22 protein-coding genes are annotated in these 20,515 nt (G+C 44.8%); 14 read left to right on the top strand and 8 right to left on the bottom strand.

From position 1 onward, the window contains the following. The first annotated feature begins 73 nt into the window (after positions 1–73). The 8 genes from PMG25_RS23260 (at position 74) to PMG25_RS23290 (ending at position 6,207) form a co-directional block, all read left to right on the top strand. A complete protein-coding gene (locus tag PMG25_RS23260) occupies positions 74–1,462 on the top strand; it encodes a folate/biopterin family MFS transporter (protein ID WP_283769290.1) in 1,389 nt (462 codons plus the stop codon). Positions 1,463–1,545: 83 nt separating this feature from the next. Continuing rightward, complete coding sequence (gene cysH, locus PMG25_RS23265; protein WP_283769291.1) at positions 1,546–2,304, top strand: phosphoadenosine phosphosulfate reductase; 759 nt, start codon at positions 1,546–1,548, stop codon at positions 2,302–2,304. A 168-nt stretch (positions 2,305–2,472) separates the two neighbouring features. Beyond that, entirely contained in the window at positions 2,473–2,772 is a 300-nt protein-coding gene (locus tag PMG25_RS23270; RefSeq protein ID WP_283769292.1) for a hypothetical protein, read from the top strand. Between the two features lie 132 nt (positions 2,773–2,904). Continuing rightward, on the top strand, positions 2,905–3,699 hold the full coding sequence (locus tag PMG25_RS23275; RefSeq protein WP_347178929.1) for a YdcF family protein: 795 nt from the start codon (positions 2,905–2,907) through the stop codon (positions 3,697–3,699). 66 nt (positions 3,700–3,765) lie between these two features. Further along, a complete protein-coding gene (locus tag PMG25_RS24585; RefSeq protein ID WP_347178932.1) occupies positions 3,766–3,921 on the top strand; it encodes an FAD-dependent oxidoreductase in 156 nt (51 codons plus the stop codon). A gap of 53 nt (positions 3,922–3,974) precedes the next feature. Continuing rightward, positions 3,975–4,721: an SDR family oxidoreductase gene (locus tag PMG25_RS23280; RefSeq protein WP_283769294.1), complete on the top strand. Its 747-nt coding sequence runs from the start codon at positions 3,975–3,977 to the stop codon at positions 4,719–4,721. Positions 4,722–4,769: 48 nt separating this feature from the next. Continuing rightward, positions 4,770–5,447, top strand: a complete 678-nt coding sequence (locus PMG25_RS23285) for a methyltransferase domain-containing protein (protein WP_283769295.1) — start codon at positions 4,770–4,772, stop codon at positions 5,445–5,447. A 22-nt stretch (positions 5,448–5,469) separates the two neighbouring features. Beyond that, positions 5,470–6,207: a class I SAM-dependent methyltransferase gene (locus tag PMG25_RS23290; protein ID WP_283769296.1), complete on the top strand. Its 738-nt coding sequence runs from the start codon at positions 5,470–5,472 to the stop codon at positions 6,205–6,207. Between the two features lie 49 nt (positions 6,208–6,256). Here the strand turns inward: PMG25_RS23290 and PMG25_RS23295 are convergent, their stop codons facing one another. The 3 genes from PMG25_RS23295 to folK all read right to left on the bottom strand — a co-directional run bounded on the left by PMG25_RS23295 (position 6,257) and on the right by folK (position 8,633). Continuing rightward, positions 6,257–7,099, bottom strand: a complete 843-nt coding sequence (locus PMG25_RS23295; RefSeq protein WP_283769297.1) for a glycosyltransferase family 2 protein — start codon at positions 7,097–7,099, stop codon at positions 6,257–6,259. Positions 7,100–7,153: 54 nt separating this feature from the next. After that, positions 7,154–8,038 carry a glycosyltransferase family 2 protein gene (locus PMG25_RS23300; protein WP_283769298.1) on the bottom strand — a complete coding sequence of 295 codons (885 nt, stop codon included), beginning with the start codon at positions 8,036–8,038 and terminating at the stop codon, positions 7,154–7,156. 79 nt (positions 8,039–8,117) lie between these two features. Then, complete coding sequence (gene folK / locus PMG25_RS23305) at positions 8,118–8,633, bottom strand: 2-amino-4-hydroxy-6-hydroxymethyldihydropteridine diphosphokinase (protein ID WP_283769299.1); 516 nt, start codon at positions 8,631–8,633, stop codon at positions 8,118–8,120. 95 nt (positions 8,634–8,728) lie between these two features. Between folK and PMG25_RS23310 the strand changes: the two genes are divergently transcribed. Next, positions 8,729–9,496: a hypothetical protein gene (locus tag PMG25_RS23310; RefSeq protein ID WP_283769300.1), complete on the top strand. Its 768-nt coding sequence runs from the start codon at positions 8,729–8,731 to the stop codon at positions 9,494–9,496. On the opposite strand, the gene PMG25_RS23315 is transcribed toward PMG25_RS23310, so the two are convergent. Next, a complete protein-coding gene (locus PMG25_RS23315; RefSeq protein WP_283769301.1) occupies positions 9,435–10,097 on the bottom strand; it encodes a PEP-CTERM sorting domain-containing protein in 663 nt (220 codons plus the stop codon). The genes PMG25_RS23310 and PMG25_RS23315 overlap by 62 nt on opposite strands. Before the next feature lie 98 nt (positions 10,098–10,195). Between PMG25_RS23315 and PMG25_RS23320 the strand changes: the two genes are divergently transcribed. Further along, entirely contained in the window at positions 10,196–10,963 is a 768-nt protein-coding gene (locus PMG25_RS23320) for a proteasome-type protease (protein WP_283769302.1), read from the top strand. Here PMG25_RS23320 and PMG25_RS23325 read toward each other — a convergent pair. Both PMG25_RS23325 and PMG25_RS23330 read right to left on the bottom strand, forming a co-directional pair. Next, positions 10,960–11,820, bottom strand: a complete 861-nt coding sequence (locus PMG25_RS23325; protein ID WP_283769303.1) for a transglutaminase family protein — start codon at positions 11,818–11,820, stop codon at positions 10,960–10,962. The genes PMG25_RS23320 and PMG25_RS23325 overlap by 4 nt on opposite strands. A gap of 26 nt (positions 11,821–11,846) precedes the next feature. Then, positions 11,847–12,803, bottom strand: a complete 957-nt coding sequence (locus PMG25_RS23330; RefSeq protein WP_283769304.1) for an alpha-E domain-containing protein — start codon at positions 12,801–12,803, stop codon at positions 11,847–11,849. Between the two features lie 298 nt (positions 12,804–13,101). Between PMG25_RS23330 and PMG25_RS23335 the strand changes: the two genes are divergently transcribed. Next, entirely contained in the window at positions 13,102–13,317 is a 216-nt protein-coding gene (locus tag PMG25_RS23335; RefSeq protein ID WP_283769305.1) for a hypothetical protein, read from the top strand. Positions 13,318–13,437: 120 nt separating this feature from the next. Next, the gene (locus PMG25_RS23340; RefSeq protein ID WP_283769306.1) at positions 13,438–14,421 is read left to right on the top strand and encodes a class I SAM-dependent methyltransferase; all 984 of its coding nucleotides are present in this window, start codon (positions 13,438–13,440) and stop codon (positions 14,419–14,421) included. Positions 14,422–14,432: 11 nt separating this feature from the next. Here the strand turns inward: PMG25_RS23340 and PMG25_RS23345 are convergent, their stop codons facing one another. Beyond that, on the bottom strand, positions 14,433–14,837 hold the full coding sequence (locus PMG25_RS23345) for an NIL domain-containing protein (RefSeq protein WP_283769307.1): 405 nt from the start codon (positions 14,835–14,837) through the stop codon (positions 14,433–14,435). Positions 14,838–14,919: 82 nt separating this feature from the next. Here PMG25_RS23345 and PMG25_RS23350 point away from each other — a divergent pair, with 82 nt between their 5' ends. Further along, complete coding sequence (locus PMG25_RS23350) at positions 14,920–16,518, top strand: Hsp70 family protein (protein WP_283769308.1); 1,599 nt, start codon at positions 14,920–14,922, stop codon at positions 16,516–16,518. A 22-nt stretch (positions 16,519–16,540) separates the two neighbouring features. Continuing rightward, on the top strand, positions 16,541–17,377 hold the full coding sequence (locus PMG25_RS23355; protein ID WP_283769309.1) for a Cof-type HAD-IIB family hydrolase: 837 nt from the start codon (positions 16,541–16,543) through the stop codon (positions 17,375–17,377). A gap of 290 nt (positions 17,378–17,667) precedes the next feature. Here PMG25_RS23355 and PMG25_RS23360 read toward each other — a convergent pair whose 3' ends face one another. After that, positions 17,668–20,415 carry a zinc-dependent metalloprotease gene (locus PMG25_RS23360; protein ID WP_283769310.1) on the bottom strand — a complete coding sequence of 916 codons (2,748 nt, stop codon included), beginning with the start codon at positions 20,413–20,415 and terminating at the stop codon, positions 17,668–17,670. Between the last annotated feature and the right edge of the window lie 100 nt (positions 20,416–20,515).

The raw sequence follows: 20,515 nt of genomic DNA on the forward strand, positions 1-20,515 counted from the left end.
TCCCCCTATCCCCCCATTCCCCCATCTCAGGAAAGCGCTATCATAGTTACTCAGAAATATAAAGATTTGTAACATGATTGGCTTTTCCTCCCCTGGCTCCCAGAGTCTGTTTAAAAAACTGCTATTGGGCAATGAACCCACGCCGGAATTACTAGCGATTTTGCTGGTGTATTTCGTCCAAGGGGTCTTAAGTCTGGCTCGATTAGCCATTAGCTTTTTTCTCAAAGATGATTTAGGTCTCTCTCCCGCTCAAGTGGCGGCTCTGACTGGGGTGGCAGCTCTGCCTTGGATGATTAAACCCCTGTGGGGCTTTATTTCCGATGGTTTGCCCATTTTGGGCGATCGTCGCCGTCCCTATCTGATTTTGTCCGGCTTGTTGGGGAGTTTGGCTTGGGGACTGTTGGCGACGGTAGTTGATAGTGCAAGTGCTGCAACTGCGGCGATCGCCCTTAGCTCCCTCTCGGTTGCCATCAGTGACGTGATCGCTGACTCCCTCGTAGTCGAACGAGCCAGAACCGAAACCACCAGTCAAGTCGGCTCCCTGCAATCCCTCTGTTGGGCAACCTCAGCCCTAGGGGGATTAATCACAGCCTATTTAAGCGGATGGTTATTAGAAATCTTAACGCCCCAACAAGTCTTTGGGATTACTGCCCTTTTCCCCCTTATCGTCGCCCTGGGAGCCGGGTTAATTGCTGAATCTCCAGTCACCGACTATACTCCCGCTTGGCAGACCGTAAAACACCAGATCGGACAGCTTAAAGAAGCCATCTTGCTCCCCTCCATCTGGAAACCCACTCTCTTCCTCTTCCTCTGGCAAGCCACCCCCTCCTCCGACTCAGCCTTCTTCTTCTTCGTCACCAACGACTTAGGGTTTGAACCCGAATTTCTCGGTCGCGTGCGCCTCTTTACCAGCATTGCTGGACTCATCGGCATTTGGATTTTCCAGCGCTTTCTGAAAGCCGTTCCCTTTCGCACAATCTTTGGCTGGAGTACGGTAATTGCTGTCCTATTTGGCTTCACCCCGGTACTTCTAGTGACCCATACTAATCGACTTTTGGGTATTGGCGATCGCTGGTTTAGCCTCGGAGATAGCGTCATCCTCACCGTCCTGGGTGAAATCGCCTTTATGCCCGTTCTCGTTCTCTGCGCCAAACTCTGCCCCCCCGGTATCGAAGCCACCCTATTCGCCCTCCTCATGTCCATTACCAACCTCGCCCATATTCTCTCCCAAGAATTAGGCGCTATCCTCATGCATAGCTTTGGCATTACCCCCAACACCTTCGATAATCTCGCCCTGCTGGTTACCCTCACTAACCTCTCCTCCCTCCTCCCCCTTCCCTTCCTCAAACTCCTGCCGAGCGACAACACCCTCAGCACCCCACAACTAGCAGAAAACTCAAGCCATCCTCTTCCTAACCCAGAGGACGATCCAGAAAAGACCCATTCCTTACTTAAGGTTTAAATTCTCCCCTCTAGTCTCCATCCTTTGATAACCTTATATCAATAATCAAGTCCATGACCACCGATTAGGAACCTGAATTATTAATGAATTCAACCATCACCGCGCTACCCAACCTTGACACTCAAACCCTACACCAACAACTATCGGATATAGAAGCTAGGGATATTGTGCAATGGGCCGCCAGAACGTTTGGCGAAGGTCTAGCCATGAGTACCAGTTTCGGCATTCAATCGGCTGTGATGCTCCATTTGGTCACTTCTGTTGTCCCCAATATCCCTGTGATTTGGGTCGATACGGGCTATTTACCCCCAGAAACCTATCGCTTTGCCCATGATTTAACCCACAAACTCAATCTCAACCTGAAGATTTACCAATCCACCATGAGTCCAGCTCATATGGAAGCAATTTATGGCAAGCTCTGGGAACAAGGCACGGTGGAGGCGCTTAATCAGTACGATCAACTGCGTAAAGTTGAACCCATGCAACGAGCGTTAAAAGAACTCAAGGTGACGGCTTGGTTAGCGGGTTTGCGCCGCGACCAAACGGATCATCGCAAGAATTTACAGTTTATTAACCGTCAAGGGGATATTTATAAGGTTTTACCGATTCTGAATTGGAATTCACGGGATATTTACCAATATTTAGTGGCCCATGATTTGCCCTATCATCCTCTATTCGATCAGGGATATATGACGGTTGGAGATTGGCATTCTTCTCGGCCGCTCAGTTTGGAAGATGAACATGAACGAGATACCCGCTTCCAAGGTCTGAAACAAGAATGTGGATTACATTTACCGACCAGTCAAGATGAGGCCCAAAGTCTTGATTCTAGTGGTTTATAGAAGGATGATCGCCGGTTGGATCAACTTTACAGCGCTTCGCGCTGTTATGGTGTACAGTCTTAAAGGCTCAAAGCCATGTACCACAACCCTATTCCCTATTCCCTATTCCCTATTCCCTAGCGCGAAGCGCTATAAGCGAAACCGATGGCTGATGAAGTGAATCAGGGTGTGAATTCTTCCTCTGAACAACCGGATTCCCCGTCTGTCTCCTCTCGATTTCAGATCGGGTTACCTCCAGGGGTGCTGGTGGGATTGGGATTTACCCTTGCCTTTTTAATAGTGAACTTTTCTCCTGTTATTAGTATCCTCTGGGGAGTGGTGGGAGGGGTGGCAAGTTGGTGGATTGAAACTTCTTGGCAGACGGAGGAAGAGGTTAATGAAGATACTCCCAGTTTACCGACCGATCCAAGGGCGGAAAATAGTTCTTTGGCGCAAAATCGCACAAAGGGAGAACGGTGGCGGAAATGATACAGCGCTTCGCGCGGTAATGGGTATAATAAGCGAACAAGAGGTTTGTCTTGTCCCCTTCGTGGACAGGACTGTTCCAACGGACTTGATATGACTGGAGTGGGAAGGTCTCGCTCCCTAGCCCCAAAATTTATGTTTTTATTTCTCTCTAAGTTACTACCCCTATTTGTTTATCCGATGGGGTTAAGTTGTGTATTGATGATTGTTTCGTTGGTGCTGTTGTGGAAATGGCCCAAACGAGCGGCGATTTCCCTTTCTTTGGCGCTGTTAGTGTTATTGCTCGGTGGGAATAGTTGGGTCAATCGGGAGTTAATCCAATCTTTGGAACTGCGCCATATTCCGCCGGATGATTTGCCTGCTGCGGAGGCGATTGTGGTGCTGGGAGGGGGAATTAAGGCGCAAATCTATCCCCGGCCTTGGGTGGATGTTTCGGAGGCGGGCGATCGCATTCTACATGGCTCCCAGTTGTATCTGCAAGGGAAAGCGCCCCGGTTAATCCTCACGGGTGGACGCATTGACTGGAAGGATGGCGGGCCGCCAGAATCATCAGATATGGCCCAAATTGCTATAGCTCTGGGGGTTCCAAAAGAGGCGATTTTAGAAGACCCCAGTTCCTTAAATACCCATGAAAATGCGGTGAATGTGCGCCGAATTCTGGACGAAGAGGGGATTAATCGGGTATTATTGGTGACTTCTGCAACTCATATGCCGCGATCGCTTCTGGTCTTCCAAAAACAAGGCATCGAAGCCATTCCCGCCCCCACCGACTTCCTCAGTCCCCCCGGTCGCAATCCCACCGAAACCGAGACCACCTGGGAATCAGCCCTACTCAGTCTCATCCCTGATGCTAGTCGCCTCCGAGATACCACCAACGCCATCAAAGAATATATCGGCCTGTTTGTCTACGGTCTCAGGGGCTGGATTTAAATTCATTTTGATCAGCATATTCAGTCACAGCAAATTCCAGTTATCTTAGATACACAAATTCAATCCATTGCTACAGACAGATTTGGGCGCACATCAATTCCTGGTGTTTATGCTGCTGGAGATGTAGCAAATCCTAGAGATCCTTGTGTGGCCACAGCAGTGGCTCAAGGTGCAGTTGTCGCTAGAAGTTTAGACGAAGACTTACAACGTCATAAGTTGTAAAATGTCTGATATTGTAGTTATGGATAGATTTAGAGTAGCGTGTTCTAAAAACAATGGACTTAAGCAATAAGGTAGCCCTGATCACTGGCGGTGGCGTTCGAGTAGGACGCGCTCTAGTTCTAGCTCTGGCAGAAGCCGGTTGTGATGTGTTCATCCATTATGGAAATTCGGCTGATGGGGCCGTTGAAGTTAAGGAAAAAGCCGAATCTTTCGGAGTGCGAGCAGTTACTTATCCAGCAGATTTGGCGGATGCATCCGCTACCGATACAATTATCCCCAAAGCTGTTGAAGCCTTCGGCAAAGTTGATATTTTGATTAATAGTGCGTCCATTTATCCTCAAGACGATCAATTTAACCAGATTAATGTAGAATCATGGGATAGAATTTTTGCCATAAATTTACGTGCCCCCTTTCAACTTTCCCAAGCTTTTGCCCAGCACCTTTGCCCCGATGGTCAAGGCAAAATTATCAATATTAATGATGCCCGAATTCCCCATCCTAAACCGGGTAATTTTTCCTATCGATTAACCAAGCGAGGATTGTGGGATATGACCCAAATGTTATCCTTAGAATTGGCTCCCCGAATTACAGTCAATGGTTTAGCTTTGGGTCAAATTCTTGAACCTCACTATGAGTCTAACCCAGAAAAGTTCATGCAAGAGTATGCCAATCGCAGAATTCCCTTAAAAATCTCTGGTAATCCCAAAGTGGTAACCGATAGTGCTTTATTTTTACTCCAACAAGATTTTCTCACTGGAAGTACAATCACGCTCGATGGGGGAGAATATCTCTTGAATTAGCTAAAAATCCTCGCTTATCCATTACTCTTTTCAATTTCTCAGATGAAGATGAAAAAAACACTATACAATGAAGACTTCTATGTAACTCAGCAACAAGGTTCATTTCAATCCGCTCAAGTCGTTGTTCCTATGATTATGGATTTAATTCAACCCACAAGCATCATTGATGTGGGTTGTGGGGTGGGAACTTGGTTGTCCGTATTTAATCAGTGTGGAATTGATGATTATTTAGGGGTAGATGGGGCTTATGTAGATCCCAATATGCTGATGATAGACCAAGATAAATTCCAAGCTTTTGAACCAGAACAACCCATTGATTTAAATCGAGAATTTGATTTAGTCGTGTCCTTAGAAGTAGCAGAACACATTTCTATTGATTTTGCGGAAGGATTTATTAAAAACTTGACACAACTCGGCCCTGTTGTGATGTTTTCTGCTGCTATTCCTTATCAAGGAGGTACAGGCCATGTTAATGAGCAATGGCCAGAATATTGGCGCGACTATTTTTATCAATATGGTTATAGTGTCTTTGATATCATAAGATCCAAAATTTGGAATTATGATACTGTGGATTATTGGTATCGTCAAAATATTTTTCTCTATATTCGAGAAGATTGTATAGATAGATATCCAAAATTACAGAAAGAGGTCGAGGCAAAACAAGATTTTCCTCTGGCAGTCGTCCATCCTCAAACCTATCTCCTAAGTTTAGGGATTAATAGCTGATTAATATATTGAAGATCGCAAGATGAAAAATTGGGATATGATAATCGATGAGCTGGATTTGAGTGTCTTTGAAACTATACCTTCTCAGACCAGTGCTGAAGATAGACGCTCTCTGCTTGCAGTACAGAGAGCTACTGCCAGGAAATATAAAGAGTACACCTATCTTGAAATTGGCTCTTATCTAGGAGGTACTATTCAACCTCACCTAGTGGATAATCGTTGTAAAAGAATCTACTCTATAGACCCAAGGCCTGTTGAACAACCAGATGATCGCTCACCAGGATATATTGTGCATTATGAGAATAATTCTACTGAAAAAATGCTAAATATGCTTAAAGCGATAGGCTATGGTGACATCGGAAAAATAGAGTGTTTTGATGTTGATGCTTCCCAAGTAGATTCTGAAAGGATTAAAACTGCTCCTGAGATAATGTTTATTGATGGCGAACATACCCAATCCTCTACCCGTTCAGATTTTGAATTCTGTCGTAAAGTCGTTAGTGAAAATGGAGTCATTCTTTTTCACGATTACACAATTATCTATCCTGCTGTTATAGAAATCTGCAATTTATTAGATCGACAACCAATTACTTACGTGCCTCTAAAATTCAAGGGTTCCGTGTTTGGTATTTTTTTTGATTCAGAGCTAGTGTATGCAGATCCATATTTACATGAGATCTGGCAACAGGCTGAAAACTTTGAATCCAAAGTGGGCTATCGGCAATGGGAACCCGTTGCTATTGATAAGATTTTGGACTAATTCTAGTTTCTAAATCCATGCATTCATCAGTCCTAACTCTTGAATGAACTCAAAGATAAGACTTGAACAGTTTTAGAAAATTAACATTAGGATTTTTGATGATTTCTTGGGCATAAATATCTTCCATTTTCAACATCAACTCAATATGCTTTTGGGTTACTGATTGAGCAAATTTATTTTTAATACTGATTGTGCCAGAATTTAATTTTTCCAAAATCTTTTTCTTACTGAACATAAAAATCTTGGGTGTATCTTTTGAATTACACGCAGATCCTTCACGACGGTAATAAGTGTGTAGTGGTTCTGGAGAATATCCAATGGCTTCAATGGTATTAAAGAAAGACATCAAAAATATAGCATCTGGCATAGCTGGTAAATCTACATCATAATAGATGTCGATTTTACTACGGTCATAGATATATAAACTTGCTGTATGAAAGCATGTGCAAAAAAGATCGGCAGGGGTAATATATTCAGCCCTAGGTTCTGTACTTAAGTTTTCTAAAGACTCATTAGTTTCACTGTCTCTATAATCAATATTAGAAATGGCTGCACCATACTTTTGCACTAAAGGAATTAAAGTGGATAACTTCTCTGGTTTAAATGCATCATCACAATCTAAACAACTGATGTATTGACCTCTAGCGATCTCTAATCCTTTGTTTCTGGCATTACTCTCGCCAGAACCAATTTGACCTGTGGTCGTAAAACGCAGACGAGGGTCATCAATTCCATAGTTTTTCACAATTTGTTTGTAGTTTTTCTGATCGTCACTGATAACGATCATTTCCCAATTCAGGAAGTCTTGTTTAAGCACACTACGAATGGCTCGTTCTAGGGTATTCTCTCCATAATACACAGGAGTGATAATAGACACTAAAGGAACATTCATTTTAGACCTCTGTTATCAATTTAGGAGTTCATGCTGGTAATCGATCATCTATAATTAGCTTATCCTATCGAGTTCTGGTTTTAACCAATCTGTGCGGCCATTTTCTGTCATGTCAAGAAATTCTTCTAGATTTTTGCAGCGTCCGGATTCCATATACTGGCGAAAGAGCCGATTGAGGAGTAAGTTTTGGGAAAATTCATCGTTAGCGGCTTGGCGAATTTCTGGGGTGAGATCGAGTTTTCCTTCTGCTAATAAGGCGAGAATTTGTTGATAGGCGCGTTCGGCGGTTTCAAAGGCATTGGCGGATTGGGTGATGGAGTTCTCGCGCTTGTAATATTGATAGAGGGGTTGGGGGTGAATGGCTACTTTTTGGAGGCGACTGAGGAGTTCTAGGTTAAAGAGAACGTCGGCGGCAAAGGGCACTTTTGTCCAGCCTTGACCCAAAAATTCCCGACGGAAGACGGGGAAGAAGGGAACGCGGGGTTTAAGGATATCATCGGGGGTGGCAAAGGTGAGGGTGTTTCGTTTTGGGAAAGGCTGTTTGTAGAGGATTAATTCTGTATTGTAGACTCCTGTGTTATCAATGGCTGCACCGTATTCTAGGGCTAAGGGAACCAGTTCTTGCAAACGTTTGGGACTGTAGGCATCGTCGGCATCAAGGTTGGCTAAAATTTCTCCGTTGCTGATTTGGACGGCTGCATTGCGTGCTACGGCTTCTCCATTGCCGATGCTGCCGGTGAAGGTTTGTTTGATGCGGGGGTCGGTGATGCCTTGTTGGGCGAGGAGGGCAAGATAGTCTAGGTTATCATCGGAGGCGATCGCCGCTTCCCAATGGGTATAGGTTTGATTAATGAGACTTTTAACCGTAGAGGCGATCGTTGTTGTAGCTTTGTAGGCTGGAATAATAATGCTGACTAGGGGCTGAGTCTTGTCCGACATGATCAAAGTTAGGGCGTTTCTCTACATCAAACCATATTTGCGGTGAATCCTGAAACTGTTTTTAAGTGGCTGTGGAGTCTTACTTGATGGATAGAGTGACTCCAGAACAGTCTATCTTTTTTACTAATTGGGCGATCGCCTCTTTAGAAACGGGTTCTATCCAGTCTGGAGCAATTTCTGCTAATGGGACTAACACAAATGCTCTCTCGGTCATACAGGGGTGAGGGATTTGCAGTTCAGGGGTAGAGAGAATTAAATCTTCAAATAATAGGATATCTAAATCAAGGGTTCGAGGCCCCCAACGTTCTCGACGGACTCGACCAAAGTGCTGTTCGATACGGAGTAAATGATTGAGTAAGGCTTGAGGTGTTAACTCTACCTGCAAAATAGCACAGGCATTTAGGAAATCTGGTTGTGCCGGCCCGATCGGTGCAGTATGGTAGTAGCTAGAGTAAGTTTGAACCCTAATTCCAGTCGTTTGATCGAGGATGCTTAGAGCGCTGTTAAGGGTTGCTTTCGAGTCACCCAAGTTACTTCCCAAGGCGATCGCACTCTTTGTCGATTTTGGAGTTTCCCTATGATTGGATGTGACCATCCTTAATATTCCCTGGTAGAGAGTAGCGATCGACAGTCTATCAGGTTATTCGAGGCGATCGCTTATAATATTATTTCGTTGCTCAACTGCCCATTGTGACTCGATTCATTCACGATCAATTCGCCAAAGATTACCTCAGTGAACTACTCTCCCGGTTCGGAACAGTAGAAACGAGCAAAAAGATTGCCTCAGAAGTGCGCGAGGTCGATGTTTGGTTTACTCCCTCCTCTTGCGATCTCGATGTCAGGGAACTCGGATTATTGGGACAACTAATAGCGACTCCAGCACTCTTTGAACCCTTTCGTAATCCCATAACTGCCAATGAGATTCGTACTTGTCTGTTGAAATTATTCATGGTGCAAGCCAAATGGGAACGGGATCAAGAGAGCAGAAAACTTAGGGAAACCGATCTACCTAGACTGTGGATATTAACGCCAACCGCATCCAAGAATTTGCTAGATAATGCTCGTGCAAAGGAGGCAGAAAACGGCCCTCCAGGAGTCTATTATTTAGGCGATCTGTATAAAAGTGCCATCATCGTTATCCATCAATTGCGGAGAACTCCAGAAACCTTATGGTTAAGACTTCTAGGCAGAGGAACAGTGCAACAACAAGCTATTCAAGAATTGCAGAGCCTACCCCAAACTAACCGATGGCGAGGGAATGTGATAAGATTGGTCTATAATCTTTTAACTATTTTAGCCACGCGGCAAAACCAAGAAGCCGATCGAGATGATGAGGTGCTAATTGTGACTCTAACTCAATTGTATGAAGAGGCGATCGCCTTAACTCTCTTTGAATTTAACTTCTCCGATACTTCAACCACCCCCAACTCCCGAACAACAACAAGCCGAATACAGTAGAAGGCTCAGGAACTGAAGTTGGACTCTCCGGAGTGGTTACGGGAGTTGGAGTTGGTATTGGAGTTGGTGAAGGCTGAGGAATGGGTGCTAAAGGCTCAGAAATACTCGTCAGTTGTATCGGGCCATCGTACAACAATAAATGACTGCTAGAAGCATACATATTCATCGTTCCAGAAGCCCCCGCACAAGAGCGTAAATCCAAGGCACATCGTAACTGGATCGATAAAGAGGCATTAGCAAATACAATCGGTTGTGACCAAGAACTTGTAGACAAGGGTTGTGAATACCAATGAGTAATCCAAGTGGTTTTGATCTCCCATACAGAATTGGTATACTCAGCGATCAGAGCTGGAAAACTAGAGTAGAGATTAGAAGGATAAACAGGTTGTATCACCTGTGCTTCCATAGAAGTTTCATAAACGGTCACTGAACCCCAAGACCCTTTTGGCATTAATCGAGCCGGATCGAAGGAAAGATCCGCACTCGTCCGACCATCGGGAGATTGAAAGTGAAATTGAAGCGCTGACGTTTTAGAGGCAGTCAAACAGAGACCCAGGCAAGCACCTGTGAAGATTAAGGCAGTAGTTTTTAGGGCATTCATACCCTTTTCCTTATCAACTCAATAGGTAAAGATACACCTCAGCCCTACTAGATTCCCTAAATTCCGTACAATCAGTAAGGTGTTGTTATCTGGCTTCTATGACCTATTGTCTTGGTATTATCACCCGTTCGGGGCTTGTGCTGGCGGCAGACTCGCGAACCAATGCGGGAGTGGACTATATTTCCACTTATCGTAAGTTGTTTGATTTCTCCCTACCTGAAGAACGAGTGATTATCCTTTGTACTTCCGGGAATCTCTCTGTCACTCAAGCGGTGATCTCTAGTTTGAAGAAAGATATTAAAGTGCAGCAGGACGTTAACTTGCATTCTCTGCCCACGTTTCACGAAATTGCCCGCTATGTAGGCAGCAAAGTCCGGCAACTGCTAGAGCAAGACCGAGCTTGGTTAGAAAAAGATGGCATTGATTACCATTGTAACTTTTTGGTGGGGGGGCAAATTCAGGGAGAAGACCCGGAGCTTTATCTGATTTACACCCAAGGGAATTCGATTCAAGCGACTCCGGAAACTCCGTTTTTACAGATTGGGGAAACGAAGTATGGTAAGCCGATTCTCGATCGCACTCTCCACTTTGACACTCCGGTAGATGTGGCGGCGAAAGCGGCTATCCTATCTATTGATTCTACCATGAAATCCAATATTTCCGTAGGGCCGCCCATTAACCTGGTGATGTACGAAACCGATAGTTTGGTCATTCGCCACCAGCTTGAGCTACCCCTGAGAGACCCTTATTTAGGCAAACTTCGCAAAACTTGGGAGGTTGCCCTGAACCATGCGGTGGAAAGTATTCCCAATATTGATTGGGAGTATTATGCCCAGGGGGATGAAACGGATTTAAGTACGGATTAATCTAGAAATGCGATCGCCAAATCAAAGTCCATTTTGCTCTGTACTTGGGAGCGCCGCAGTGTGCCAGAAACCGGAGCCGTATTTTGGGGGATGGCACTGGCTGCGACGGCGATATGGCCATTGCTGACCGCGAGGCCGAGGGTGGGGTCATAACCCCGCCATCCGGCTCCAGGAAGATACACTTCTACCCAAGCATGGAGGTGACGGTCTGTAGTATCGCGATCGCCCTCTTGATAGCCACTGACAAACCGCGCAGCTAACCCCATGGCCCGACAAGCTTCCATAAATAAGACCGCATAATCTCGACAAGTTCCCCCTTTTTGCTCCCATGTAATGCCTGGAGGAAACGGATCGCCGGTATCGCGAATATAATAATCGCACCGTTCATAAATGTCCTGATTAATCGCACTCAAAAACGGCGTAATTTGATAATGAACGCGATCGGCAATGTCTACCGCCCAAGCATAAACCCTCGGATCGACCGGACTGGGTAAGGTTCTGGGAGCAAAATAGGGGGATAAACGAGCCAGTAGACTCGAAGGATAATCAATCGGAAACTGAATCGCCCAAGGCTCTAAGAGATAATTAAAGGGGTTGGTACAATGGGTTTGGACTTCCGAAATAGCAGTAATCTTCAGCGCTTTGAGTTCCTGACGGTCGAACCAAATTTTTTCCAGTACATTCCCCTCCGCATCTAGGACAGAGGAACAACCTGTGGGAGGGGGATCGATCTCTAGCTGAAAGTGATGCAAGCTTTGTTGGCCATCCGATCGCGATCGCAGCCGCAGCCAATGGGGACTCAGGGCCACAAACTCACTATAGGTATAACGAGTCGTGTGGACAATTTTATAGCGCATAGTGTACCCTTTTCAACGTCTTTGATTTAACACACAGACTCTAAACAAAAATAGGTTTGATAAAGCTGCTCGCCCACAAAATTCAACTGTTGTTGTAAATGATCCACAAATTCATGTAATCCTTGTTGAATAATATCCTCAATCGTGATATACTCCAACTCCGATCGCAACCGACCGAGGGCCCGTTCGGCCGGATCGCTCCAGGTAGCTGGCGCTGTACCATTAATTCTATGAAGCGACTGCTCCGAGCGAAACAGACAAGAGCGTACCGCACGGGGAAAATCGCGATCGAGCAGCAAAAAGCCCGCGACTCCCATAGGAGTAATTTGGTGACGATCCATCTGTTTACGATACATCTCATACGCACTAGCAGACTTTAATAAAGCAATCCAATGAATTTCATCTAGAGTTGTGCCCACATCCTCAGCCGAAGGCAACAAAATAAAATACTTTACATCCAAAATCCGCGAAGTCTTATCTGCTCGTTCTAACAACCGGCCAATCAAGCCAAAATGCCATCCCTCATTATGGGACATGGTAGCATCCATCAAGCCCGAAAACAAATGGCTACAGCGCTTCACTTCATTATAAAAATCCGATAACTCCACCATTGACCCATCCGGTGAAGTATCCTTAACCATATAATAGAATTCATTAATTTGCTGCCACATCTCCGAAGAAATCACCTCTCGAATCGATCGGGCATTCTCACGAGCCATCCACAAACAAGACAAAATCGAATTGGGGTTTTTCGCATCAAACGTGAGAAAATGGCGCACATTCTCCTTACTTGCCTCACCATAGCGCTCCCAAAACACCTGGCGATCGCCTGTAGTAATCACCAACGGTTCCCACTGATGAGCAACCCCTACGGGAGAATCCAAAATCAACGTCAAATTAGCATCAATAAACCGAGCCGTATTTTCCGCCCGCTCCACATAACGATTGAGCCAATAGATTGAATCTGCTACACGACTTAACATAATTGACCTGAAACAGCACTTAAACCCTAACCCCCGTATTATCGGATCATATCGGTTAAATTCTGCTCATTGTAAACGGATCTTAAATGGGGACACAGGGATTCAAAGACGCTCCAGACCCAGAGCAATAGGCTAAAATCCCTTTCTGGCCTTGCTTTTGCCCTGTGCCTCTAGCTTGCTCCCTTTCAACTCACTCAAATACCTAACGTAAATCACAAGATTGGTGTGGGGGTTGTCACCCCATGTTTAACCAAAGGGAGCAACAATAGGGATATAAGATGAGTTGATTACCAAAACTATGTTATCTCCAACAGAAAAGCTATCTGACCGCATTTCCGAAATTTTTGGCGCAGTAGGTGCAACAGGTGTAGTCTCTTCTACTGACTATCATACTCTCCAACTCGCTTCTAGCTATTCTCAACTACAACCTCACGAACGCAAGTCGGTGAACCGTTTATTGCGAGCTGTACAGCGAGGTAAAATCCATTTAATTCCTACCTCTCTAGCTGGTTAAGGCTCTAGAATTGCCGATCCTAAACTTCAAGATTTTTTTCACAGGAAGCTCAATAATAAATTCTGTACCTTGACTTTAATTTTGGTAAGGGTATACTGTGATGACCTATAGATGAAGTCAATGTTAAAAAAAGTCGTTTTTAAGCTTCTAACATCTGGTTTAAGCCAACCCGTCGATCAACAAGTGGATGAATTGACGTTAAAAAAAGCTTTAGCCGCAATCGATCGGTTATTTGACTGCGATCGCCTTTTGAACAAACTTTCAAACGATGATGTGATCCCCTATTATAGCGGAAGTGAATGGGGATATCGTTATGTTCACTCTGGCGAAGATGCCATTCATATGGCTTTGAATTTTGAGGATCGGTTTGATTCACAAGGCTATTATACGCAACCTAAAATTGTTGGTGAACAAATTGAGAAAATTGGGGCTAGGAATATTTTAGAGCTTGGATGTGGCAAAGGATTTAATAGTCTGTTTTTAGCTCGGAACTATCCAGATGTAGAGTTTACTGGAATTGATCTAACCCCTCTTCATGTAAAAATTGCTGCTCGAAAGGCGAATTCATACAGAAACTTAAAGATACAACGGGGAAATTTTAATCAGCTTGATTTTGCCAGCGAGTCTTTTGATATTGTTTTTGGCGTTGAATGTTTATGTCACTCCCCTGAACCCCATAGAGTTTTACAAGAATGTACTGAAGTCTTACCTCCTGGAGGCAGGATTATTGTGTTTGATGGATTCCGTCGGAGTGGATTTGAACAGAGAACGACTGATCTCCAAAGAGCTACTCAACTCACTGAGGTATCCATGAGCGTTCAAAATGGATTTTCTTCCGTTGAACATTGGCAAAAATCAGCAGAAGAGTTAGGACTCAAAGAATTAGACTATGAAGATTTATCCCTAGCGATCCGACCCAATCTATTAAAACTTCAGTTATCAGCTCTTAAAGTCATTCAATCTTATTGGCGAGGTAAACTGTTAATTACTGTATTACCGAAATATTTAATGATTAATACAATTGCTGGATTGCTGATGCCGTTTGTTTTTGATCCTAAAGAGGGATCTCTTCAATATTGTAAAGTGATTTGGGAGAAACAATAATCTTGATGAATCTAAAGAGTGGTTGAAATCGCCTGTACGGGACAAGTGGGGATGCATTGTTCGCAGACGACACAGCGCGATCGCATAAAGGTAAGCTTAAAGGTCTGTGGATCGAGGGTGAGAGCTTGGGTTGGACAAACTCCGGTACAGAGTCCACAATCAACACAAGTTTCTTCATTGACGACAATCTCGCTCGTCGCTTGAGAGACTTGGATATTCTGCGATCGCATCCATTCTATGCAATCTTCGAGTTGATCGATATCCCCAGAGAGTTCTAAAACCAGCTTTCCGACTTGATTGGGGGCCACTTGAGCGCGAATAATATTGGCAGCGACATTAAAATCTTTGGCTAGACGGTAGGTAACTGGCGTTCTTACCCAACGCTGGGCAAAGGTCAGGGTGACTCGTTTTTTCACTTTTTTACCCTCTAATTTGGTAGAATTTGACTGCTGATATTTAATAACAAATTTTTTTTAACTGTATCATTTTTCATCTCTTATGGCGATCGCAATCGATTTTGGCACGTCTAACACGGTTATTACCCGTTGGAATCCAGTAACTCAAAGCCCAGAAACGGTCAAGGTTCCTGGATATGCCTTGCAACAGGCTCCCAATCCGCCCTTGATTCCTAGTTTGGTTTATGTAGAAAATGCCGAGTTAGGGCAAGTGATTATTGGGCAACCGGTGCGCGATCGCGGCCTCGATCTCGCTCAAGATACACGATTTTTTAGCCATTTTAAGCGTGGGATTGGCACACCGATTCAGGGGTTTTTACCCCAACTCGATGGGGTAACGATTCAGTTTGAACAAGTTGGCACGTGGTTTCTGAATAATTTACTCAAGCAAATTAATCTGGAAGAATCCCTGATTGTGACTGTGCCAGTTGATAGTTTTGAAACTTATCGTCACTGGTTAGGGAAAGTGTGCCAAGCTTGGTCAGTGGATAAGGTGAGAATTATTGATGAACCCACAGCCGCAGCATTGGGCTATGGTGTGGGGGATCGAGATTTAATTTTAGTGGTAGATTTCGGCGGCGGAACCTTAGATTTTTCTTTAGTACAACTGAATCTCGATGGGGTAAAAAGTGAAACGAAAGCCGCGAGTCCCCTAGGGTTTGTGCTTAAATGGGGGGAAAAGTCTTTTGGGGAAAAATCGGGTCAACAGGTGAGGACAGCGCGGGTAATTGCTAAAGCGGGTTTAAATTTAGGGGGTTCGGATTTAGACCATTGGATTACAGATGAATTGATTGCCCAGTATGGCTTAATTCAATCTATCTCGTTAACCCGATTAGCGGAAAAATTGAAAATTCAGTTATCGTCTCGTACCACAGCAACAGAAGTTTATTTTGATCGAGATTCTTTAGAGAGCTATGATTTAAAACTAACTCGTAAACAGTTTCAATCGATTCTAGAAGACCGTAATTTTTTTAGTCAGCTTGATACGATTATGGATCAAGTGCTGCAACAGGCAACCCGTGAAGGGGTGGATAAATCCCAAATAGATTCTGTGTTATTGGTGGGCGGAACTTGTCAAATTCCGGCGGTGCAAGATTGGATTAAGGGCTATTTTGAAGAAAAAAGGGTGCGCTGTGATAAACCGTTTGAAGCGATCGCTCAAGGTGCGCTGCAATTGGTTCAGGGGATTGAGTTGAAAGATTTCCTCTATCATAGTTATGGGATTCGCTATTGGAATCGACGCACGAAATCTCATAGTTGGCATCCAATTATACCAGAAGGACAGCCCTATCCCATGTCAAAACCGATTGAGTTAATGTTAGGAGCTTCTGGGGAAAATCAACCGAAAATTGAGTTGGTTTTAGGAGAGTTGGGTGCAGAAAGGGGAGGAACGGAAATCTATTTTGATGGCGATCGCCTGATTACCCGCATTTTGAGTGGCGATAAGCGATCGGTAACTCCCCTCAATGATACAGAAAGCGCCCGTACTATTGCCAACTTAAATCCTCCCGGTAGTCCTGGGACAGATCGCATTAGAGTGTTATTTGAAGTCGATGGGGAGCGATTTTTGAGGATTACGGTTGAAGATTTGCTCACGAATCAAACTTTGCTCAATCATCAAGTTGTGGTTCAATTAAGCTAGATGGGGTCATAGGTAATGGGTAATGGGTAATTGCCAAAACATCAAACTTGTAGTCTTAGATATTGATGGCACGATTAATGGCCTCTCCAATCAAGTTCGTCAACCGGTCATAGAGGCGATCGCCAAAGTGAAAAAGCAGGGAATCCCGGTAGCAGTGGCGACAGGGCGTATGTTTTGCTCGGCTCTACGCTTTTATGAGGCGATCGGCGCTCTGTTACCCCTAATTTGCTATAATGGAGCCTTAATTCAAGACCCAAAAACGAATAAAGTTCATCAACATTTGCCTGTCCCTATTCCTTTAGCTGGGCAAATTCTCGACGCTTTAGAGAATCCTCCCTATCGGGATAAAGTGACCATTCATTTCTATATTGATGATTGTTTATATGTGCGAGACATGGGAGAAGATACTCGCAAGTATCTAGAGCGCACCTCTGCACCGGTTCGAGTCGTAGAAGACTTAAGAGACTTGCTGAAAGTAGAACCGACTAAAATTTTAGCTCTGAGTGAGAATCTAGAGTTTATTGACCAGCTTGCGGCGGATTTATGTACCACATTTACTCAAGACCAACTGCATTTTACTAAATCTACACCCACATTTTTCGAGATCACCCATCCCTTAGCTAATAAGGGGTTTGCGGTTCAATACTTAGTAGAAACGATCTTGGGATTGAAACCGGAAAATGTGATGGCGATCGGCGATAATTTTAATGATTTAGAAATGCTTAAGTATGCAGGTATTGGCATTGCTATGGGTAATGCTCCTGCCCCAGTTCAAACAATTGCGGATTGGATTGCCCCCTCGATTGAAGAGGATGGTGTGGTTGCTGCTTTCACTGAGTTTTTGGCGATCGATCGCTAATATATAGTAAACCTAAATGAGTTATGTAATGGCTGCCCCTCATCCCCCTAGAAGTCCCTCTCCCGTGGGAGAGGGATTAGGGAGAGGGCATTTCCTGTTGCACAACTCATTTAGACTAGCTATATAGTAAACCTAAATGAGTTATGTAATGGCTGCCCCTCATCCCCCTGCCCCCTTCTCCCGCGGGAGAAGGGGGAAAAGTCCCTCTCGGAGTGCTAATCCTGTAGGGGTTTCATGGAACTACAATTTGGGCTGTATGTCGGATGAAGTCCGAAATGGGCTGACCCAGTTTAATTGGGAATTGACTTGGACTCTAGGGGAGCATCAAGAACCTTAGCAATGCGATCGCGGGTTTTTTCTAAATGGGCTTTAGTATAGGTATCTAAGCCTCTTCCCCGTCGGCGCAAGGTTTGGTCAATGCGATCTTCTAATTCCCGCAGGTTGTACCAAGCTAGGGTAACTGCATCTTCGGGAACTCTAACTTGTCGTAAGCTGATCTTGCTCAAGACTTCCACATATTCCCGTTGCAGAGCGCGACGGACGCTCGATAGGTTAGCGATGTCTCCATCGATGACTTCTGTCCAAATGCTCCCTTGAATCGTGGTGAACAGTTCCGGTAACCTAAATACTTCTTCTGTGGCATCGGTTTTTAGCTCCAGATCTTGCAAGCGAGAAAGACGGGTGGGAGATAAGAGAGAGCGCAAAACCACCTTTTGTAAGAATAATAGGCGATCGCTAATCGGATAATCCAACTCAAACAAATCCGGGAATGCCCCCCAATGAGACCAACGAGAGGGGGCTAATTGGTTCAGCAACTGGGGTGAAAATTCAAACGCTTCTGCGGAAAACACATATTCATTAATCGCCCCTAACGCCGCTCGTTGCTTCTCGGCTGACAGGGGTTGAAAGGGCAGACCCCCATTGGGATCGCCGGCATAATGGCGATTAAACGATTGTCCTCCCACATAGAGGGGTAAATTGATGGCATTGCGGAAATAGTACATAAATACGGTATCAAACAGTTCCCGCATTTCACTGAAGCTTTCCCCCGGAGCTGGCGATCGCCGATTCAGTCGAGACCACATGGCTTGGGCATTTTCAAACTGCCATTGGGCATAGGTGAGAGGATCGTTACTCATATCAAAAATATTCACCGCCGGATCGAGACCACTGAGAAAATCCTCATCCGTACCATAGGCTAATTCCGGTTCGGCTGCTCGTTGGGCAATTTGGCGCAATTGCCGCAATTCTGCTTCTGGAGAAACCGCATTCAGGGGTTTATATCCATATTCGATCGCCCAAACATCATAGGGCCCTAATTTCATTGGGAAATAATCCCCTTGGGGTTTGCCGGGGGGCGCTAAATTGGGCGATACATAATCCATCACCGACCCCACCATGCCGAGGGTGCGGGTAATCTCCGGGTTTTGTAATTCTTCCGGACTCAGGAGGGTGCTGCCATGGAAATTATGCCGTAATCCTAGGGTATGACCCACTTCATGGGCAACCAAAAAACGGATAAATTGCTGCACATAATTCTCCATTTCTGCGCTACTGGGCAACACATTGTTAACCAAAGATAGGGACGTTGCCCCGATCGCCAATTGTCGGTTAAACTCTTTGGCAAAACACACATCTCGGTCTAACAGAGATTTTGCTAAAGGAAACCCAGACAGGCGATCTTTTTTCGCTTCCGACTCTTCCGACAGGTCAACCCCACGTAAATAACTGTTTTCCAGGGTATCTTGGCAAAAGGTTTGCAATAAACTCTGTTGTTGTCCCCCCCCTGCGTCAGGATTAACCAGGGTTTGATATTGGCCTTTGATCAATCGCACCACATTGGCATCAATCAAAATATCCGCATCTAAAATTTCCCCAGTTAGGGGGTTGGTTCGAGAAGGGCCAATGCCATAAAACATGGGTTCAAAGGAACTCGACCAGCGCACCACATTGTAGCGAATATCCGCCGGAGTCCAGTCCGCATTATCGGGCATTTGTCGCACTTCGATCGCCTGGGGTAATCCCGCTTGGGCAAAGGCTTCATTCCACATGAGGATGCCTTCTTTTACCGCCTCGCGATATTCTAGGGGAACGGTATTTTCGATCCAAAAGACTAAGGGTTTTCCCGGTTGCAGATTCCAGCGATTAATGTAGCGCACAAAGGGGTCGCGGCGATCGCTATTGCCAAAATCCTTATAGGCTGTTAAAAAATAACCCACTCGCTCATCCGCTAATCGAGGGCGATAGTCATGGGTGGGCAATTGGGAAAAACTATAATGCACCGCTAAATTAAAGGCGCGGCTATCAGGCAAGCTGCTTATATTTAGGCCTAGGCCCCTAAAGCCATAGAGAGCTTCAATTTCCACATTTTCGGGAAAATTTTCCACTTCCGTAATATAGGAACTATCAGGGGAGACCGAATAGGCTCCATCGAGCAAATAGGGCAAAAACGTGGATAAGCCACTGAGATCCCCTTCTCCCATCACCAGATTGGTGGCATCAATGAGTAAGGACTTCCGTTCGGGATGAGTGCTTTTAATCTCTAAGGAATAGAGAACCGAATCGCTAAAACCTTCCTGGAGCGATCGCGCTAAGGGATCGCCAGGATCGGTGCGAAAATTAGTTTGGGGAACCACAAATTGCACTCGGTCTTGCACATGACGCAATTGAAATAATATCTCCCCGATGGGCATTCCATTGAGTAAAAACCCTTCGCCAATGCCACTCGATAGGGTCATCACGCACAAGAAATTTCGGTTCAGTTGTTCGGGGGCAATTTCTAAATAAATATTCTCATTATTTTCGGTTTTATAGAGCGTAAATAAGCCTTCTTCTTTCTGCGTTTCAGAAATCAAATCTGCAAAAGATTTAGGGGATTTAGACTCCGATGATTCTTCAGCTTTGAGCCGATGCTCAAGGGGCTGGGCAACTTGTACCCCTGACGTAAGGGGTCGATCGACGATTATTCCCCAACTGGGCCAGATGGTTACTACCAGAAATCCCAGAATTAAACAGGCAATTAGATATAGTTTTTTCATACCCCAATCCAATAGTTAAGCATTCGTTTCGATCCCATGATTCGATCCCTTGCGCGGACAGACAATGAATAATAAGCAGCGATCCTGATACAGAATGACT

The sequence above is a fragment of the Roseofilum capinflatum BLCC-M114 genome, from assembly GCF_030068505.1.
Classification (GTDB): domain Bacteria; phylum Cyanobacteriota; class Cyanobacteriia; order Cyanobacteriales; family Desertifilaceae; genus Roseofilum; species Roseofilum capinflatum.

Coding starts and splice junctions, on each gene's coding strand:
- PMG25_RS23260 (WP_283769290.1), top strand. CDS start 74: ATGATTGGCTTTTCCTCCCCTGGCTCCCAGAGTCTGTTTAAAAAACTG.
- cysH (WP_283769291.1), top strand. CDS start 1,546: ATGAATTCAACCATCACCGCGCTACCCAACCTTGACACTCAAACCCTA.
- PMG25_RS23275 (WP_347178929.1), top strand. CDS start 2,905: ATGTTTTTATTTCTCTCTAAGTTACTACCCCTATTTGTTTATCCGATG.
- PMG25_RS23280 (WP_283769294.1), top strand. CDS start 3,975: ATGGACTTAAGCAATAAGGTAGCCCTGATCACTGGCGGTGGCGTTCGA.
- PMG25_RS23285 (WP_283769295.1), top strand. CDS start 4,770: ATGAAAAAAACACTATACAATGAAGACTTCTATGTAACTCAGCAACAA.
- PMG25_RS23290 (WP_283769296.1), top strand. CDS start 5,470: ATGAAAAATTGGGATATGATAATCGATGAGCTGGATTTGAGTGTCTTT.
- PMG25_RS23295 (WP_283769297.1), bottom strand. CDS start 7,099: ATGAATGTTCCTTTAGTGTCTATTATCACTCCTGTGTATTATGGAGAG.
- PMG25_RS23300 (WP_283769298.1), bottom strand. CDS start 8,038: ATGTCGGACAAGACTCAGCCCCTAGTCAGCATTATTATTCCAGCCTAC.
- folK (WP_283769299.1), bottom strand. CDS start 8,633: ATGGTCACATCCAATCATAGGGAAACTCCAAAATCGACAAAGAGTGCG.
- PMG25_RS23315 (WP_283769301.1), bottom strand. CDS start 10,097: ATGAATGCCCTAAAAACTACTGCCTTAATCTTCACAGGTGCTTGCCTG.
- PMG25_RS23320 (WP_283769302.1), top strand. CDS start 10,196: ATGACCTATTGTCTTGGTATTATCACCCGTTCGGGGCTTGTGCTGGCG.
- PMG25_RS23325 (WP_283769303.1), bottom strand. CDS start 11,820: ATGCGCTATAAAATTGTCCACACGACTCGTTATACCTATAGTGAGTTT.
- PMG25_RS23330 (WP_283769304.1), bottom strand. CDS start 12,803: ATGTTAAGTCGTGTAGCAGATTCAATCTATTGGCTCAATCGTTATGTG.
- PMG25_RS23335 (WP_283769305.1), top strand. CDS start 13,102: ATGTTATCTCCAACAGAAAAGCTATCTGACCGCATTTCCGAAATTTTT.
- PMG25_RS23340 (WP_283769306.1), top strand. CDS start 13,438: ATGTTAAAAAAAGTCGTTTTTAAGCTTCTAACATCTGGTTTAAGCCAA.
- PMG25_RS23350 (WP_283769308.1), top strand. CDS start 14,920: ATGGCGATCGCAATCGATTTTGGCACGTCTAACACGGTTATTACCCGT.
- PMG25_RS23355 (WP_283769309.1), top strand. CDS start 16,541: ATGGGTAATTGCCAAAACATCAAACTTGTAGTCTTAGATATTGATGGC.
- PMG25_RS23360 (WP_283769310.1), bottom strand. CDS start 20,415: ATGAAAAAACTATATCTAATTGCCTGTTTAATTCTGGGATTTCTGGTA.